Annotated in this window: 14 protein-coding genes; 3 read left to right on the forward strand and 11 right to left on the reverse strand. The window is 56.1% G+C overall.

Features of this window, described 5'->3' with window-relative positions; all coding sequences use genetic code 11:
- Positions 1–196: 196 nt before the first annotated feature.
- The 3 genes from mazG to rlmD all read right to left on the reverse strand — a co-directional run bounded on the left by mazG (position 197) and on the right by rlmD (position 4,640).
- Positions 197–988 carry a nucleoside triphosphate pyrophosphohydrolase gene (mazG, locus tag WFN75_RS15540; RefSeq protein ID WP_040074243.1) on the reverse strand — a complete coding sequence of 264 codons (792 nt, stop codon included), beginning with the start codon at positions 986–988 and terminating at the stop codon, positions 197–199.
- Between the two features lie 68 nt (positions 989–1,056).
- Complete coding sequence (gene relA, locus WFN75_RS15545) at positions 1,057–3,291, reverse strand: GTP diphosphokinase (protein ID WP_325947760.1); 2,235 nt, start codon at positions 3,289–3,291, stop codon at positions 1,057–1,059.
- 47 nt (positions 3,292–3,338) lie between these two features.
- Positions 3,339–4,640 (reverse strand): 23S rRNA (uracil(1939)-C(5))-methyltransferase RlmD, encoded by a 1,302-nt coding sequence (gene rlmD / locus WFN75_RS15550; RefSeq protein WP_207292326.1) that lies wholly within the window; start codon positions 4,638–4,640, stop codon positions 3,339–3,341.
- A 57-nt stretch (positions 4,641–4,697) separates the two neighbouring features.
- Between rlmD and barA the strand changes: the two genes are divergently transcribed.
- Positions 4,698–7,457 (forward strand): two-component sensor histidine kinase BarA, encoded by a 2,760-nt coding sequence (gene barA, locus WFN75_RS15555; RefSeq protein WP_212476410.1) that lies wholly within the window; start codon positions 4,698–4,700, stop codon positions 7,455–7,457.
- A 23-nt stretch (positions 7,458–7,480) separates the two neighbouring features.
- Here barA and WFN75_RS15560 read toward each other — a convergent pair whose 3' ends face one another.
- The 8 genes from WFN75_RS15560 to syd form a co-directional block, all read right to left on the reverse strand.
- Positions 7,481–8,620 (reverse strand): glycerate kinase, encoded by a 1,140-nt coding sequence (locus WFN75_RS15560; protein ID WP_336996454.1) that lies wholly within the window; start codon positions 8,618–8,620, stop codon positions 7,481–7,483.
- Positions 8,621–8,707: 87 nt separating this feature from the next.
- On the reverse strand, positions 8,708–10,045 hold the full coding sequence (gene gudD, locus WFN75_RS15565; protein WP_040074238.1) for a glucarate dehydratase: 1,338 nt from the start codon (positions 10,043–10,045) through the stop codon (positions 8,708–8,710).
- Between the two features lie 16 nt (positions 10,046–10,061).
- A complete protein-coding gene (locus WFN75_RS15570; protein ID WP_046887065.1) occupies positions 10,062–11,402 on the reverse strand; it encodes an enolase C-terminal domain-like protein in 1,341 nt (446 codons plus the stop codon).
- Complete coding sequence (gene gudP / locus WFN75_RS15575) at positions 11,402–12,757, reverse strand: MFS transporter (protein WP_207292329.1); 1,356 nt, start codon at positions 12,755–12,757, stop codon at positions 11,402–11,404. Before gudP ends, WFN75_RS15570 begins: the two co-directional genes overlap by 1 nt.
- Before the next feature lie 361 nt (positions 12,758–13,118).
- On the reverse strand, positions 13,119–13,565 hold the full coding sequence (locus WFN75_RS15580; protein WP_040074235.1) for a flavodoxin: 447 nt from the start codon (positions 13,563–13,565) through the stop codon (positions 13,119–13,121).
- Positions 13,566–13,575: 10 nt separating this feature from the next.
- Positions 13,576–14,364: a tRNA pseudouridine(65) synthase TruC gene (gene truC / locus WFN75_RS15585; protein ID WP_046887068.1), complete on the reverse strand. Its 789-nt coding sequence runs from the start codon at positions 14,362–14,364 to the stop codon at positions 13,576–13,578.
- Positions 14,361–14,687 carry a YqcC family protein gene (locus tag WFN75_RS15590; RefSeq protein WP_040074233.1) on the reverse strand — a complete coding sequence of 109 codons (327 nt, stop codon included), beginning with the start codon at positions 14,685–14,687 and terminating at the stop codon, positions 14,361–14,363. Before WFN75_RS15590 ends, truC begins: the two co-directional genes overlap by 4 nt.
- Before the next feature lie 630 nt (positions 14,688–15,317).
- Positions 15,318–15,863: a SecY-interacting protein gene (gene syd / locus WFN75_RS15595; protein WP_336996455.1), complete on the reverse strand. Its 546-nt coding sequence runs from the start codon at positions 15,861–15,863 to the stop codon at positions 15,318–15,320.
- A 69-nt stretch (positions 15,864–15,932) separates the two neighbouring features.
- Between syd and queF the strand changes: the two genes are divergently transcribed.
- Both queF and ppnN read left to right on the forward strand, forming a co-directional pair.
- On the forward strand, positions 15,933–16,775 hold the full coding sequence (gene queF / locus WFN75_RS15600) for an NADPH-dependent 7-cyano-7-deazaguanine reductase QueF (RefSeq protein WP_336996456.1): 843 nt from the start codon (positions 15,933–15,935) through the stop codon (positions 16,773–16,775).
- Positions 16,776–16,892: 117 nt separating this feature from the next.
- Positions 16,893–18,257: a nucleotide 5'-monophosphate nucleosidase PpnN gene (ppnN, locus tag WFN75_RS15605; RefSeq protein ID WP_336996457.1), complete on the forward strand. Its 1,365-nt coding sequence runs from the start codon at positions 16,893–16,895 to the stop codon at positions 18,255–18,257.
- Positions 18,258–18,265: the final 8 nt, after the last annotated feature.

An 18,265-nucleotide genomic window follows, 5' to 3' on the forward strand; every position in this document is an offset into this window, starting at 1 on the left:
GATGGAATAACCAGGACGGGAAAGTAGTATACCCGAACACGGCGAGCGCCACAAACTTTCATTCTCCGTCTCCATTCCAGGCCATGACAAACATAAGGAGTGAGAAAATAGCCCCTTTTGGGTAAATGTTTTTGACGCAAATCAAGCGCTTGTCATTTAAAAAATCACACAAATTGCGCTTGATCGCAAAAAGCCGTTAGAGATCAGATTCCTGGCGTTTTACTTCCTGCCAGACTTCTTCCATCGCATTGAGGTCAACCCCGGTCATTTCCAGGCCGCGCGCCGCAATAATGCGTTCCACTTCGCGGAAACGACGCTCAAACTTCAGGTTCGCTTTTTGCAGTGCCGTCTCGGCCTTTACCCCTAAATGGCGCGATAAATTTACCGTGGCGAAGAGCAGATCGCCAACTTCCTCTTCCAGCTTCGCCTGGTCTACGACCGCCTGGTTAGCTTCGTGCATAACTTCATCGATCTCTTCATGCACTTTGTCGAGCACCGGGCCAAGCGTGGTCCAGTCAAACCCTACCGTGGAGCAACGCTTCTGGATTTTATGGGCGCGCATCAGCGCGGGCAGGCTTAAGGGGATGTCATCAAGTGCAGAATGCTGTGATTTTTCAGCGCGTTCCGCACTTTTGATCTGTTCCCAACGGGCAAGAACCTCGCTGCTGTTTTCGGCCGTCGCGTCGCCAAAAATATGCGGATGACGGCGTTCGAGCTTGTCGCTGATGGCCGCACAGATGTCGTTAAAATCAAAACGCCCCTCTTCCTGCGCCATCTGGGCGTAAAAGACCACCTGAAACAGCAGGTCGCCCAGCTCACCGCGCAGATCGTCGAAATCTTCGCGGGAGATAGCATCCAGCACTTCGTAAGTCTCTTCCAGGGTATAAGGTGCGATGGTGGCAAAGGTCTGCTCTTTGTCCCACGGGCAGCCATTTTCCGGGTCGCGCAGGCGCTGCATGATGCCAAGCAGGCGGTCGATTTGAGTCATAATTCTGTCCTGATAAAAAAAGAGCCGGGTGAGCGAGCGCGCCCTACCCGGCTTACAAAAAAGAAGGATTAGCCGCCGTGCAGACGACGCGCGTCAATCACATCCGGCACCTGGTTCAGCTTACCGAGCACGCGGCCCAGCACCTGCAGGTTATAAATTTCGATGGTCATATCAATGGTGGCCAGCTGCTGACGCGTATCGCTGCGGCTGGCAACCCCGAGAACGTTGACCTTTTCATTCGCCAGAATGGTAGTGATATCGCGCAGCAGACCGCTGCGGTCATTGGCGGAGACCCGCACCACCAGCGAATAACCCGCAGAGTAGCTTTCACCCCAGACGGCATCGACGATGCGTTCCGGCGCATGGGATTGCAGCTCTGCCAGCTGATCGCAGTCCGCGCGATGAATGGAGATCCCGCGCCCCTGGGTGATAAAGCCCACAATTTCGTCGCCGGGAATGGGCTGACAGCAGCGGGCAATGTGGTGCATCAGATTCCCCACGCCCTCAACCACCACCCGGCCATTATCCTTGCTATGGCTCTGCGGCGGCACGTAGGTTTTCTGCTGCAGTTGTTTCAGTGCTGCCGCATCCTGCTCTTCCGCGCTCGGCTTATTAAACTGTGCCTGCAGGAAGTTGACCATCTGGTTAAGACGGATGTCGCCCCCACCGATGGCGGCCAGCAGCTCATCCAGCTCGTTGAAGTTGTAGCGTGGCAGGAGGTGTTTTTCCGCCTCTTTCAGGTGAATACCTAAATGCTCCAGCTCATCGTCCAGAATCTGGCGGCCGGCGAGGATGTTTTTGTCACGATCCTGTTTACGGAACCAGGCGTGGATTTTCGACCGTCCCCGGCTGGTGGTGACATAGCCCAGGTTCGGGTTGAGCCAGTCACGGCTGGGGTTCGGCTGTTTCTGGGTGATGATTTCAATCTGATCGCCCATCTGCAACTGATAGGTAAACGGCACGATACGGCCACCAATTTTGGCACCGATGCAGCGATGGCCTACATCGCTGTGAATATGGTAGGCAAAATCGAGCGGGGTCGATCCTGCGGGAAGATCCACCACGTCGCCCTTCGGCGTAAAGACATAGACCCGGTCATCAAAGACCTGGCTGCGCACCTCATCCAGCATTTCGCCGGAGTCGGCCATCTCCTCCTGCCACGCAATCAGCTTACGCAGCCAGGCGATGCGATCTTCATGGCCGGAACGCGCCCCGCCTGAGGTGCCCTCTTTATATTTCCAGTGCGCGGCGACGCCCAATTCGGACTCTTCGTGCATCTGTTTGGTACGGATCTGGATCTCCACCGGTTTGCCGCCCGGCCCCAGCACCACGGTGTGGATCGACTGGTAGCCGTTCGGTTTCGGGTTCGCGACGTAGTCGTCAAACTCATCCGGCATGTGGCGGTAATGGGTGTGAACAATCCCCAGCGCGGCATAACAGTCCTGCAGGCGCTCGGCAACGATTCGTACGGCGCGCACATCAAACAGCTCATCAAAGGCGAGATGCTTTTTCTGCATTTTGCGCCAGATGCTGTAGATATGCTTCGGCCGGCCATAGACCTCGGCCTTCACGCCCTCTTCTTTCATCGACTTACGTAAGCCGCCGACAAACTCCTCGATGTAGTGTTCGCGGTCGATACGGCGTTCGTGCAACAGCTTAGCGATACGTTTGTATTCCGCCGGATGCAGGTAGCGGAAGCAGTAATCCTCCAGCTCCCATTTCAGCTGGCCGATCCCCAGACGGTTCGCCAGCGGGGCATAGATATTGGTGCACTCTTTCGCCGCCAGCACGCGTTCGTCTTCCGGCGCATCTTTGACTTCGCGCAGATGGGCTACGCGTTCGGCGAGCTTAATGACCACGCAGCGGAAGTCATCCACCATGGCCAGCAGCATACGGCGAACGTTATCGACCTGTTCGGAAGAGACGGAGTCGGTATGGGTAGCTTTAAGCTGACGGATAGCCGCCATGTCGCGTACGCCGTGTATCAGCGAGACGATCGACTTACCGACGCTTTCGCGCAGCACCTCTTCGGAGACCACCTCGGCGTCGGCCAGCGGGAAGAGCATGGCGGCGAGCAAAGTGTCAATATCCATGCTCAGCATGGAGAGGATCTCCACCATCTCTACGCCGCGCCACAGCAGCAGCTCGGCATCGGGATGCCCTTGGGTGGTGCGCAGACAATAGGCCCAGGTTTCGGTTAAGCGTTCACACGACTGCTGGCTGGAAATCCCCAGACTTGCGATCCATTTTTGTGGGTCAAACTCACCAGCTTTATTGAGATGTGCACTTCTTACCGCAACCATTGTCCTCTCCTTTTGGGACCGTGCCTGTCGAATTCGACAAGCCGAAACTAATCGATGTGCTCAAACAACGCCATGGATTCCAGGTGTCCAGTGTGCGGGAACATATCCAGCATTGCCAGACGCGTAATTTGGTAACCCGCACGCAATAATGCCTCACTATCCCGGGCAAGCGTCGCCGGATTGCAGGAGACATAAACCACGCGCGTTGGCGCGAGTTTAATAATATGCTGCATCACGCCAGGCGCGCCAGCGCGTGCCGGGTCGAGCAGGATTTTATCGAAACCGTGCTTCGCCCAGGGCTGCTGCGTGACATCCTCTTCCAGGTTCTCATGAAAGAATGTCACGTTGTTCAGCTCATTGTGACGGGCGTTGTCACGCCCTTTTTCCACCAGCGCTGCCACCCCTTCGACCCCCACCACGCTCTGTGCCCGCGTGGCCAGCGGCAAGGTGAAGTTACCCATACCACAAAACAGATCCAGTACCCGGTCGTCACGCTGAACGTCAAGCCAGGCCATTGCGGTCTCCACCATTTGCTGGTTAACCCCGTCGTTGACCTGAATAAAATCGCGTGGGCTGAACGTTAAGCGTAGCCCGTCTGAATCATACCAGGGGCTTTCACCGCTAAGCTGCTCAAGTATCTCGCTTTGCGGAGCGAGATAAAGCGCAAGCTGATGGGAATGCGAAAAGCGTTCCAGTTTTTCGCGATCTTTCGCACTGAGCGGCGCGGTATGGCGCAAGACCATCATTGGCCCGTTGTTCGCCTGCACCAGTTCAACGTGGCCGAGATGACGCACACCCTCCAGTCCGGAGAGACATTCGCGCACCGCGGGGAGCAATGCCTCAAGTTGGGGCGCAAGAACGGGGCACTGTTTGACGTCAACAATATCGCTGGAGTTGGCTTTACGAAAACCCATTTCCAGGCGTTCTGTTTTCGGCTGATAGTTAAGGCTCAGCCGCGCACGACGCCGATAGCCCCAGGGCGTGTCGGCGATAATCTCGTTGACCTCATTTTTCAATAAACGCGCCAGCGCGCTGCTTTTGCTTTTCTCTTGCAGGGCAATGCTGGCATGCTGTTGCTGGCAACCGCCACAGACGCCAAAGTGCGGACAACGCGGGATTTCGCGTTCGGGGCTATCATTCAGGCGGCGTTTTACCTGGCCGCGGGCATACTGACGTTTCTCTTCCGTCAGGGTGATTTCCGCCCGTTCCCCCGGTAACAAACCCGGAATAAATAACGCCTTACCGTTATGGCGCGCCACGCCCTGACCGAAGGGATCAAGGTCGGTGACATCAACAGTTATGATCTGACGCGTCGTCACGCGTCGCTTTGCAGAGTAGAATTGCGCCATTGTCGGGATTTATCTCGTATGAACTTATTGACTCTAATTGTCCCATAACGGAACTCCATGACCAACTACAGCCTGCGTGCGCGCATGATGATTTTGATCCTCGCCCCGACCGTTCTCATCGGTTTGCTTCTGAGCATCTTCTTTGTTGTGCACCGCTATCATGACCTGCAGCGTCAGCTGGAAGACGCAGGAGCCAGCATTATCGAACCGCTGGCCGTCTCCAGTGAATACGGTATGAACTTGCAAAATCGCGAGTCAATCGGCCAGCTTATTAGCGTGTTACACCGGCGTCATTCGGAGATCGTGCGAGCCATTTCCGTCTATGACGAACATAACCGTCTGTTCGTGACCTCAAATTTCCACCTTGATCCTGGCACGCTGAAAATCCCGGATAACACGCCGTTTCCCCGCAGGCTGAGCGTGGTGCGCCGCGGCGATACCATGATTTTACGCACCCCGATTATCTCCGAAAGCTATTCGCCTGATGAATCCGCCGTATCGGATGCGAAAACCAGCAGTAATATGCTGGGATATGTGGCGCTGGAGTTGGATCTTAAGTCCGTGCGGCTCCAGCAGTACAAAGAAATTTTCATCTCCTCGGTGATGATGCTCTTCTGTATCGGTATCGCCCTGATCTTTGGCTGGCGCCTGATGCGCGACGTGACTAGCCCTATCCGCAACATGGTGAACACCGTTGACCGTATTCGTCGGGGTCAGCTTGATAGCCGCGTTGAAGGATTTATGCTCGGCGAGCTGGATATGTTGAAAAACGGCATTAACTCCATGGCGATGTCGCTGGCTGCCTACCACGAGGAGATGCAGCACAACGTTGACCAGGCCACCTCGGATTTACGTGAAACCCTGGAACAGATGGAGATCCAGAACGTCGAGCTGGATCTGGCCAAAAAGCGTGCCCAGGAGGCGGCGCGCATTAAATCTGAGTTCCTGGCCAATATGTCGCACGAGCTGCGTACGCCACTGAATGGCGTGATTGGCTTTACCCGCCTGACGCTGAAAACGGAGCTTAATCCAACCCAGCGCGATCATCTGCATACCATCGAGCGTTCGGCGAATAACCTGCTGACTATCATTAACGATGTGCTCGACTTCTCGAAGCTGGAAGCGGGCAAGCTGATTCTGGAGAGTATCCCCTTCCCGCTACGTAACACGCTGGATGAAGTGGTTACGCTACTGGCCCACTCCTCCCATGACAAGGGGCTGGAGTTAACGCTTAACATCAAGAATGATGTGCCGGACAACGTGATTGGCGACCCACTGCGCCTACAGCAGGTGATCACGAATCTGGTGGGCAATGCCATTAAATTTACCGAAAGCGGCAATATCGACGTCCTGGTGGAGAAACGCGCGCTCAGTAACACTAAAGTGCAGATTGAAGTACAGATCCGCGACACCGGCATTGGCATTCCTGAGCGCGATCAGTCCCGGCTGTTCCAGGCATTTCGTCAGGCGGATGCCAGTATCTCGCGGCGCCATGGCGGTACCGGGCTGGGTCTGGTCATCACCCAGAAGCTGGTGAAAGAGATGGGTGGGGATATCTCCTTCCACAGTCAGCCGAACCGGGGCTCCACCTTCTGGTTCCATATCAATCTCGATCTTAACCCCAACGTGGTGACCGATGGCCCGGTCATGGACTGCCTGCGGGGCAAGCGGCTGGCTTACGTTGAGCCGAATACCGCCGCGGCTCAGAGCACGCTGGATGTGCTCAGCATCACCCCGCTGGAGGTGATTTACAGCCCGACCTTCTCGGCGCTGCCGCAAGACCATTACGATATCCTACTGATGGGGATCCCGGTGACCATTACCGGTGAACTGACCATGCAGCAGGAGCGGCTGGCAAAAGCCGCGTCCATGACCGATTACCTGCTGTTAGCTCTCCCCTGCCACGCCCAGATTAACGCCGAAGAGCTGAAGCATGACGGCGCCGCGGCCTGTCTGTTAAAACCGCTCACCTCCACGCGCCTGTTGCCAGCACTGACTGAATATTGTCGTCTGAATCATTATGCCGTGCCGCTGGTGAACGATGAGAGCAAGCTGTCGATGACGGTGATGGCGGTGGACGATAACCCGGCAAACCTGAAGCTTATTGGCGTACTGCTGGAAGATCAGGTACAGCATATTGAACTGTGCGAAAGCGGGGCAAAAGCGGTGGAGCGCGCCCGGCAGATGCAGTTTGATCTGATTCTGATGGATATTCAGATGCCCGACATGGATGGCATCCGCGCCTGCGAACTAATTCGTCAACTGCCGCACCAGCAGCAAACGCCGGTGATTGCCGTTACGGCGCACGCGATGGCCGGACAGAAGGAGAAGCTGCTCGGCGCAGGCATGAATGACTATCTGGCCAAGCCGATCGATGAAGAGAAGCTGCATAGCCTGCTGCTGCGCTACAAACCCGGCCCGACAACCACCAGCTGGATTGCCCCGCCTGAAAGCCCGGAGCCGGCGATAAACAATAACGCTACCTTCGACTGGCAGCTGGCATTACGCCAGGCGGCGGGGAAACCGGATCTCGCCAGGGAGATGCTGCAAATGCTGATCGCTTTCCTGCCGGAAATTCGCAACAAGGTGGAAGAACAACTGGTTGGAGAAAATCCGCCGGATCTGCTTGAAGCCATCCATAAGCTGCATGGCAGCTGCGGCTATAGCGGCGTACCGCGTCTGAAAAATCTCTGTCAGCTACTGGAACAGCAGTTACGTTCCGGCACCCCGGAAAGCGAGCTGGAGCCTGAGTTTCTGGAACTGCTGGATGAGATGGATAACGTCACGCGGGAAGCCACCAAAATTCTGGTGTTGTAACCGCCAGCGGGAGCAAAGGGAGCTCAGGCTCCCATTCCCACTTTCACTGCCGCCGCAACGTTGCGGGCCGTCATGCGAACGTTCTCGCTGGCGTTTTCCAGCGCCTCTTCCAGCGTGCAGATGGTATAGAGGACGCTAAAGACGGCATCCAGTCCGTGGTCATGTACTACGCCCACGTCGGCGGTCAGGCTGCCGGCGATGCCGATAACCGGCTTGTTGTAACGTTTAGCGATTTTCGCCACGCCGACGGGCACTTTGCCGTGAATGGTCTGGCTGTCGATGCGCCCTTCACCGGTGATCACCAGATCCGCATCGGCTACCTGCCGATCAAGATCTAGCGCGTCGGTCACGATCTCAATTCCCTGGCGCAGGTGCGCACCACAGAACGCGTAGAGTGCGGCACCCATCCCCCCCGCAGCCCCCCCGCCTTCGAGGCTGAGTACATCAATGTCGAGATCCCGGGCGATCACCTGCGCATAGTGTTCCAGCGCCTTATCCAGCCGCGCGATCATCTCAGGGGTCGCCCCTTTTTGTGGGCCAAAGACGGCGGTAGCCCCCTCCTTGCCGGTGAGCGGATTGGTCACGTCACAGGCCACATCAATGCGGCACCCGGCCAGCCGTTTATCCAGACCGCTAATATCAATGCGTGAAATGTTCTCCAGCGCCTCGCCGCCGGGGCCAATTGGCTCACCCTGCGCGTTAAGAAGCTTCGCCCCCAGCGCCTGCACCATACCGGCACCGCCGTCGTTGGTTGCGCTGCCGCCGATGCCGATAATGATATGGTTAACGCCTGCATCCAGCGCATGGCGGATCAGCTCTCCGGTTCCCCAGGAGGTGGTTTTGAGTGGATTACGTTGAGCAGGGGCAACCAGTTCAAGGCCGCTCGCCGCAGCCATTTCAATAAAGGCGCTCTCTTTGTCACCCGAGCGGCCATAAAACCCCTCAACGCTTTCGCCCAGCGGCCCGGTTACGCGCACGTGAACAATTTCGCCCTGAGTGGCGGCCACCATTGCTTCGACGGTGCCTTCACCGCCATCAGCAACCGGCAGTTTGACGTACTCTGCCGTGGGAAAAATCTCGCAAAAACCTTGCTCAATCGCCGTTGCGACTGCCAGAGCACTCAAACTTTCTTTGTATGAGTCCGGTGCAATCACTATTTTCATAAGCCGTCCTTACGCCTGTTAACTCTCGTTAGCTTACACCCGAATAATCGGAGGAGATGCCGGCCCCGTCAGGAACCGGCATGCGGCTTAACGCACCATGCAGGGGCGTTTGTTATCAAACGTCCAGTTCGGGATCAGATACTGCATGCCCATCGCGTCATCACGCGCGCCCAGCCCGTGCTTCTGATACAACTCGTGGGCTTTCATTACCTGATCCATATCCAGTTCAACGCCAAGACCCGGCTTCGACGGCACCTGTACCATCCCGCCCTTGATCTCAAACGGCTCTTTGGTCAGACGCTGGTTCCCCTCCTGCCAGATCCAGTGGGTATCGATAGCGGTAATCGTCCCCGGTGCCGCGGCGGCCACGTGGGTAAACATCGCCAGCGAGATATCGAAGTGGTTATTGGAGTGTGAACCCCAGGTCAGGCCGAACTCGTGACACATCTGCGCCACCCGCACGGAACCATGCATCGTCCAGAAGTGCGGATCGGCCAGCGGAATATCGACCGACTGCAGCGAGAGCGTGTGCCCCATTTGACGCCAGTCGGTAGCGATCATATTAGTAGCGGTGGGCAGGCCCGTCGCGCGGCGGAACTCCGCCATCACTTCACGGCCTGAGAAGCCCTGTTCGGCACCGCACGGATCTTCCGCGTAGGCCAGTACCCCTTTCAGCTGTTTACCAATGCGGATGGCCTCTTCCAGCGACCAGGCCCCGTTGGGATCCAGCGTCACGCGCGCCTGCGGGAAACGTTTTGCCAGTGCGGTAATGGCCTCAGCCTCTTCTTCGCCAGCCAGCACGCCCCCTTTCAGTTTGAAATCGTTAAAGCCATATTTTTCATAGGCTGCCTCTGCCAGACGCACCACCGCATCCGGAGTCATCGCCTCCTCGTGACGGATGCGATACCAGTCGAGTTTCTCATCCGGCTGGCTTTGATACGGCAGCGGGGTCAGTTTGCGATTGCCCACAAAGAACAGGTAGCCCAGCATCTCCACTTCGCTGCGCTGTTGACCGTCGCCCAGCAGCGAGGCAACGTTGACGCCCAGGTGCTGACCGAGCAGATCAAGCAGCGCCGCTTCAATCCCCGTGACCACATGGATGGTCGTACGCAGGTCAAAGGTTTGTAGACCACGCCCGCCCGCATCACGATCGGCAAAGGTGCTACGTACTACGTTAAGGATGTTTTTGTATTCACCCAGCGGTTTGTCCACCACCAACGGAATCGCATCTTCAAGCGTTTTGCGGATCTTCTCACCGCCCGGAATCTCACCCACGCCAGTATGGCCAGCGTTGTCTTTAATGATCACGATGTTACGGGTGAAGAACGGGGCATGTGCGCCGCTCAGGTTCATTAACATGCTGTCATGGCCGGCGACCGGGATAACCTGCATGGAGGTGACGACAGGGGTAGAAAAAGTACTCATATTTCAATCCTTTTAATCAGTGGCGACCAAACGCCGGGCGTTTGCGATCAAATGTCCAGCCGGGGATGAGATACTGCATCGGGCCTGCGTCATTACGCGCCCCACCAGGCAGCTTTTTATACAGCGCATTGGCTTTATGGATCTGATCCCAGTCGAGCTCTACGCCGAGACCCGGCGCATCCGGAACAGCAATCATGCCGTTCTTAATTTCCAGAGGATTTTTGGTCAGGCGCGCATCGCCCTCCTGCCAAATCCAGTGCGTATCGATGGCGGTCGGCTTACCGGGCGCGGCGGCCCCCACGTGGGTAAACATCGCCAGCGAGATATCAAAGTGGTTATTGGAGTGGCAGCCCCAGGTTAAGCCCCAGTCGTCGCACAGTTGCGCAACGCGCACTGCGCCGGAGAGGGTCCAGAAATGGGGATCAGCCAGCGGGATATCGACCGAGTTCAGCATCACCGCATGACCCATTTCACGCCAGTTTGTCGCGATCATGTTGGTGGCCACTGGCAGTCCGGTGGCGCGGCGAAATTCCGCCATCACCTCGCGTCCGGAGAAGCCCTGCTCTGCCCCACACGGATCTTCCGCGTAGGTCAGGACATCCCCCAGCCCTTTACACAGCGCGATAGCCTCGTCCAGCAGCCAGGCTCCATTAGGATCCACGGTGATTCGCGCCTCAGGGAAACGCTTTTTCAGCGCCCGAATGCTGTCGATCTCCTGTTCGCCCGGCAGCACGCCGCCCTTCAGTTTGAAATCTTTAAAACCGTAACGATCTTGCGCCGCCTCGGCCAGGCGGACCACGGCCTCGCTGGAGAGCGCCTCCTGATGGCGCAGGTGATACCAGTCATGGCTGCCAGGCGTATGCGCCAGATAAGGCAGATCGGTTTTGTTGCGATCCCCGACATAGAACAGATAACCCAGCACCGTGACCGCATCGCGCTGTTTGCCCGGACCAAGCAGTTCGCAGACCGGCACATGCAGCGCTTTCCCCAGCAGATCAAGCAGCGCGGCCTCCAGCGCCGCCACCGCGTTGACCCGCAGTTCAAAGGTCCAGGCACCTTTGCCAAAGGTATCGAAATCTGCTGACTGATTGCCCTTATGTACCTGTTGCACCACTTTATTCAGGCGGGCGACCTCTTGCCCTACCACCAGCGAAGTGGCATCCACCAGCGTCTGATAAATAACTTCGCCGCCCGGCGCTTCACCGACGCCGGTATTCCCGGCGTTATCCGTCAGCACCACGATGTTACGGGTGAAGTAAGCATGGTGCGCACCGCCGATATTCAGCAGCATACTGTCCTGGCCGGCGACAGGGATAACCTGCATATCCGTCACAATGGGGCTTGCTTGAGTGTTCATCAGGCGCGTTCTCCCACAGGTTTCAGTTCAATACGTTTAATATCTCCCACCAGCACCAGGTAGCTCAGTACGGCGACCAGAGCATGAACGCCCACATAAATCAGCGCGCCATTAAAGGAGCCCGTGGTTCCCACGATGTAACCAATGGCAATCGGGGTAACGATACCGGAGATATTGCCGAACATGTTGAACAGACCGCCGCTCAGGCCGCTGATCTCTTTTGGCGCGGTATCGGCCATGACGGCCCATCCCAGCGCACCGATGCCCTTGCCGAAGAAGGCCATCGCCATAAAGCCGATAATCATCCACTCGGCGCTTACGTAGTTGCAGAAGATCATGGTCATGGAGAGCAGCATGCCCAGTACGATGGGGGTTTTACGCGCAATATTCAGCGAACCGGTACGACGCATCAGCCAGTCGGAAATGACCCCGCCCAGTACCCCACCAATAAAGCCGCAGACCGCCGGAACAGAGGCGACAAAGCCCGCTTTCAGAATCGACATGCCGCGCGCCTGCACCAGATAGACCGGGAACCAGGTGATAAAGAAATAGGTCAGGGCGTTGATACAGTATTGACCCAGATAGATGCCAATCATCATGCGCGAGCCGATGAGCTGTTTGATCTGCCCCCATTTCTGGCTGAACGGTACTTTTACTTTCTCGCTTTTCTGATCCATGTTGATCAGCGCGCCGCCTTCAGCAATGTACTCCAGCTCTTTTTTATTCACGCCAGGGTGTTGGTTCGGCTCGTGGATCACTTTCAGCCAGATAAAGCTGATTACGATCCCCAGTCCGCCCATGAAGAAGAACACGTGCGACCAGCCCACCTCGTGAGTCAGCCAGCCCATGATCGGTGCAAAAATAACCGTGGCGAAGTATTGCGCCGAGTTAAAGATCGCCACCGCCGTTCCCCTCTCCTGCGCCGGGAACCAGGCCGCCACGATTCGACTGTTTCCCGGGAACGATGGCGCTTCTGCCAGCCCGACCAGGAAGCGCAGCGTAAAGAGCGCAACGATAATGCCAAAACCGCTAAAGATATCGACGAACCCCTGCAGCAGGGTAAACATGGACCAGATAAAGATGGACCAGAAATAGACGCGTTTGGAGCCGAAGCGGTCAAGCAACCAGCCGCCGGGGATCTGGCCAATAACATAGGCCCATGAGAAAGCGGAGAAAACATAACCCATACCGACGGGATCGAGCCCGATATCTTTTGCCATCTCTGAACCGGCAATTGACAGGGTGGCGCGGTCGCCATAGTTAAAGGATGTGACGATAAACAACATCACCACTATCCAGTAGCGAGCGTTAGTGCGCTTCTCAGCGCTGCTTGCCGCGTGGCTAAATGTACTCATTGTTGCACTCCTGAATCATAGCTTTTATCGCTACGTTCATTCTGAACAGCACAACCTGTAGGGTAATCAGAATGACGTGTTAGTGTTTTGCAGTTTTTGTACTCAAGGTCATATTTGCCTTGTTGGCTGCATATTTTTTAACTGGCGAGAAAAGTATAAGAAAGGGGCAACCTCTCCCTCACCGTGCAACACCACAACATTGGCGGATCGCATGCAGGTTGTTTTTGGCATAAGCCCAACCCAATGGAAGGCAGTTCACGGAAACGTGGCTGAAGTGAAAAAGTGGGGGGAAGAAAGAGAAGAATGTGAAACAGGTCGCTTGACGCAATAGAAAGCCCTCCCGGCGCGGGAGGGCCAGCCTTTAGCCGAGAAGTGTGCCCCAGTGTTCAACCCAGGGGTTGGATTCGCTCTCGGGTTCAGGATGCTCGGCGGCGTCAATCATCAGCATGTCGCCCACGCGCTTAGCACTCTGTTCCTGTAACAGGGCATCGAACAGCTTACCGCCACCGCAGAAGTTGGCGTAGCTGCTGTCACCGAGCGCGATAATGCCGTAGCGCATCTCAGGCTGGTATCCCAGATCTTTAAGCCCCTGGAACAGCGGAACAATACTGTCGGGCAGATCGCCCTGCCCGGTAGTGGACGTGACGACCAGCGCAAACTGCCCCTGATACTTCTGCCAGTCGGCCAGTTCAGGATCTTCATACACCGTCGCTTTATGGCCCATCTCCCCAAGGATGGTCTCGGCCTCTTCGGCGACCAGTAGCGCGTTGCCGTACATCGTGCCGACAAAAATTCCGACCTCAGCCATACATGACTCCCTACGTTGAATGCGTTTGCTGTTCATCCTGAACGTTGGCGGCAGCAAACTCAACCCTTTCATTTTCGGGGAGTTGTCCACGCCAGCCAAACTGTGACAGGGCCTGCATCCATACCTCATCCAGCCCGGCGCGGATAACCAGCGGCTCGCCGGTGAAGGGATGCGTCAGACTCAGCTGGCTGGCATGCAGCATCAGACGATTGCAGCCAAAATGTTCTGCGGCGCTGCGGTTCTGGCGCAGGTCGCCATGCTTGCTGTCGCCGATAATCGGGTGGCGGAGATGGGCCAGATGACGACGAAGTTGATGTTTGCGCCCGGTTTTGGGCTCCAGCTCCACCAGACTGTATCGGGTAGTGGGGAATTTACTGGTAGCCACAGCCATTTCGGTGGTGGCAAAGCCGCGATAGTGCGTCACCGCAGGCTGTGGGTCTTTGTCTTCGCGCGCGTATTTATCGCCGATTTTATCCAGCTCTTCCACCAGCGGGTAATCGAGGGTCGCCGTCTCCGTTAACCAGCCGCGCACAATAGCGTGGTAACGTTTCTGGATCTGATGCTGTTCGAATTGCTGCGACAACAGGCGCCCGGCCTCGCTGGAAAGCCCCATCAGCAGGACACCAGAGGTAGGGCGATCGAGACGATGGACAGTAAATACGTGCTGCCCAATCTGGTCGCGCACGGTTTGCATCACCACCACTTTTTCATCGCGATCGAGCCAGCTGCGGTGCACAAGCCAGCCGGAGGGCTTATTCACCGCCACCAGCCACTCATCCTGATAAAGGATTTCAATCATGCTTTGCCGCCGAACAGGGCGTCGAGCGCCTCGAGTTCCGCCAGCAGCGCATCGCGCGCGGGGTGGGCGGCATCCAGCGCCATTTCGTAATAGGGTGCAACGGCAAAAGCTTGCGGCAGCGGATGACCGCTATCAAGCAGAGCGTGCAGTCGCGGGATCATTACCCACTGCAGCCACTCAAACGGTGCCAGGGTGTCCAGGCAGAATGGCTGCGTACTGGCAAACGCCTCTGGCGCTGGCGCCGCTGTTTGCCAGAGCTGCTGCGCCTGCATTAGGGCTTCGAGTGCGTGCAACTGCGCGCGCACGCTTTCGTGATGGGTCATATCACCTCCACTGAAAATCTGAACGGCGCGCAGCATAGCAAAGACCGCGCAGAAATAAAAAAAGGGAGCACTGTAAAAACAGTGCTCCCGGTTCGTTTCGCAGCAATCCAGCTACTTTTCGTGCTCCCTGCTCATCCGTGACAACTTTTCCTCTGACCCGAAGGCCTGGTCATCCGTTTACCGCTGCATCCTGCATCACACCGTCCTGGCGTGATTGTCCATCCTGAGACGTCCTGGCCTTCCTGACCCACCGGGCATCCTGACCGGCTCTCGTTCTCCTTCCTGGAGGTGTCCCTTACGCGTCCTGCGTGTTCCGCTTTGCTTCGTCCAGAAGCCTTCCTTGTAACGCCTTCCTGACGTGTCCTGCTTTAGTAACGCCATCATCCTGATGTTCGTTGCTGGTGTTGACTTCCTGTCAACGAATATAGAATCCGCCATTCCGCTTCGTCTTACAAGGCATGCTGTAAGCCTGACGAAGGCGGCGCTAAGTGAATAGCAGCGTGTGCTACCATATAAATGGTTGATTATATGAAGATAAAAAGAATTTTCTGAAAAACTATCTTAAGAAGATTCCAGCGATCTCTCACAAGCTTTGTAAGAGATCTCTTACAAGACGAGTAGTATGCCGGATTACACGACGGGCTGTAGTTGATTGAGGAAATCCGCAAGATTATTTGCGAGAACTTCACGTTGGCGGGTGCCGAGCGTCTCTCTAATCACCTTGCCGGAAAGGTTGCACAGGGAAATTACGTCCAGCTCGCTATCCAGTGTGGCAATAAAAAACGTAGGGGATAGCTTAAGGCGTTTCTGTGTGACCAGATGGCCGATCAGATTTTCCTGCACACGCTGGAAATCGGTTTCGCTCCAGCTTTGCAGCAACATCATCGTGCAATTGCCAAATCTGGCGCCCATATCCCCGGCAAACTGTGAGGTATAGAAAGCAGTAACGGCTGGTTGTACCACAATGTCCATCGCCCGTTCAATGCCCTTTACATTCTGCTCAGCAGTGAAAGGTTGCGGCTGCCAGATGACCGCGCCGTCGCAGGTGCTGATGATGCACGGAGAGGGAACCCCTACGTACTCTTCGCTTTGCGGCCAGGTGCCCTTTTGATCATGCCAGGCATCACAATAACGTGTGGTAAAGCCCTTCAGGGCAGCTGCGATCTCTTTTTCCACCGATTTCTCTCTTCACTTAAGCCAGGATACACTCAGCTCTATAGTTTACCGTTAAAGCGACAATGAAACATGTCTTACGAAGGAAATCAGGCCCTGACGGGCTTAACATTGGGTAAAACCACCGATTATCGTGATGTCTATGACGCCAGCCTGCTCCAGGGCGTGCCGCGTAGCCTGAACCGCGACCCGCTGGGGCTGAGCGCAGATGCTCTCCCCTTCCATGGCGGTGATATCTGGACGCTGTACGAGCTTTCATGGCTCAATTCGCGCGGCCTGCCGCAAGTAGCGGTGGGCCATGTCGAACTGGACTACACCAGCGTGAATCTGGTGGAATCCAAAAGCTTTAAGCTCTATCTCAATAGCTTTAATCAGACGCGATTCACGAGCTGGGAAGAGGTACAAGAAACCTTGCAGCGCGATTTAAGCGCCTGCGCCCAGGGTAAGGTGACGGTGGCGCTCTATCGCCTGCATGAACTGGAAGGCCAGCCCATCGCCCACCTGCACGGTACCTGTATCGACGAGCAGGCCATCGACATCGACAACTACGAATTTGACACCGCTTATCTGCAAGATGCTGCCAGCGGCGATGTAGTGGAAGAGACCCTGGTGAGCCACCTGCTCAAATCTAACTGTCTGATCACCCATCAGCCGGACTGGGGCTCGGTACAGATTCAGTACCGCGGTGGCAAAATCGATCGTGAAAAACTGCTGCGCTACCTCGTCTCTTTCCGTCATCACAACGAATTTCACGAGCAGTGCGTAGAGCGGATTTTTAATGACATTCTGCACTTCTGTCAGCCAGAGTCCCTGAGCGTGTACGCCCGCTATACCCGCCGCGGCGGCCTGGATATCAATCCATGGCGCAGTAACAGCAATTTTGTGCCGGCCACCGGCCGCCTGGTCCGTCAGTAAAGTAAATAATTTCACAATAATGCGCGGTCTGTTCCGCGCTTTAGGTTGTGAAAGGTCATAAGCCAGGGCTATTGTAATCAACAGGGAATGACGATAAACGTCCCATAAGGAGCTCACTTGATTACACATATTAGCCCGCTTGGCTCTATGGATATGTTGTCGCAGCTGGAAGTGGACATGCTTAAAAGCACGGCCAGCAGCGATCTTTATCAACTGTTTCGCAACTGTTCACTTGCCGTTCTGAACTCCGGAAGCCTGACCGATAACAGCAAAGAGCTGCTCTCGCGCTTCGAAAGTTTTGACATTAACGTCCTGCGTCGCGAACGCGGCGTGAAGCTGGAACTGATTAATCCTCCGGAAGATGCCTTTGTGGATGGGCGCATTATTCGCTCCCTGCAGGCGAACCTCTTTGCGGTGCTGCGTGACATCCTGTTTGTTAATGGCCAAATCAGCAACGCCGGGCGATTCCAGCATCTGGATCTGGAAAGCTCGACCCACATTACCAACCTGGTCTTTTCTATTTTACGTAACGCCCGTGCCCTGCACGTGGGCGAAGCGCCGAGTATGGTCGTCTGCTGGGGTGGCCACTCCATCAACGAAACCGAGTATTTGTATGCCCGTCGGGTGGGGACCCAACTGGGCCTGCGTGAACTGAATATCTGCACCGGCTGCGGCCCGGGCGCTATGGAAGCGCCAATGAAAGGGGCTGCCGTAGGCCATGCCCAGCAGCGCTACAAAGAGGGGCGTTTTATCGGGATGACCGAACCCTCGATCATTGCCGCTGAGCCGCCTAACCCGCTAGTTAACGAACTGATTATCATGCCGGATATCGAAAAACGCCTTGAGGCGTTTGTCCGTATTGCGCACGGTATAATCATCTTCCCGGGCGGGGTAGGTACCGCAGAAGAGCTGCTGTACTTGCTCGGCATTCTGATGCACCCGGCGAACAAGGGTCAGGTGCTGCCGCTGATCCTCACCGGCCCGAAAGAGAGTGCAGATTACTTCCGCGTGCTGGATGAATTTATTGTCCATACGCTGGGCGAAGCGGCTCGTCGTCACTATCGCATCATCATCGATGACGCGGCGGAAGTGGCGCGGCAGATGAAAAAAGCGATGCCGCTGGTCAAAGAGAACCGCCGCGAAACCGGCGATGCTTACAGCTTTAACTGGTCTATCCGTATCGCGCCGGATCTGCAGATCCCGTTTGAACCGTCGCATGAAAATATGGCGAACCTGAAACTTTACCCTGATCAGCCCGTGGAAGTTTTGGCTGCGGATCTGCGTCGTGCCTTCTCTGGCATCGTGGCGGGTAACGTGAAAGAGGTCGGGATCCGCGCCATCGAGGCGTACGGTCCTTATAAAATACATGGCGATCCTGAAATGATGCGCCGTATGGACGACCTGCTGCAGGGCTTCGTTGCTCAGCATCGTATGAAATTACCGGGCTCTGCCTATATCCCCTGCTACGAAATCTGCGCCTAATCTGCTTT

This window comes from Leclercia sp. UBA7405, from assembly GCF_037152215.1.
In the GTDB taxonomy this organism is placed as follows: domain Bacteria; phylum Pseudomonadota; class Gammaproteobacteria; order Enterobacterales; family Enterobacteriaceae; genus Enterobacter; species Enterobacter pneumoniae.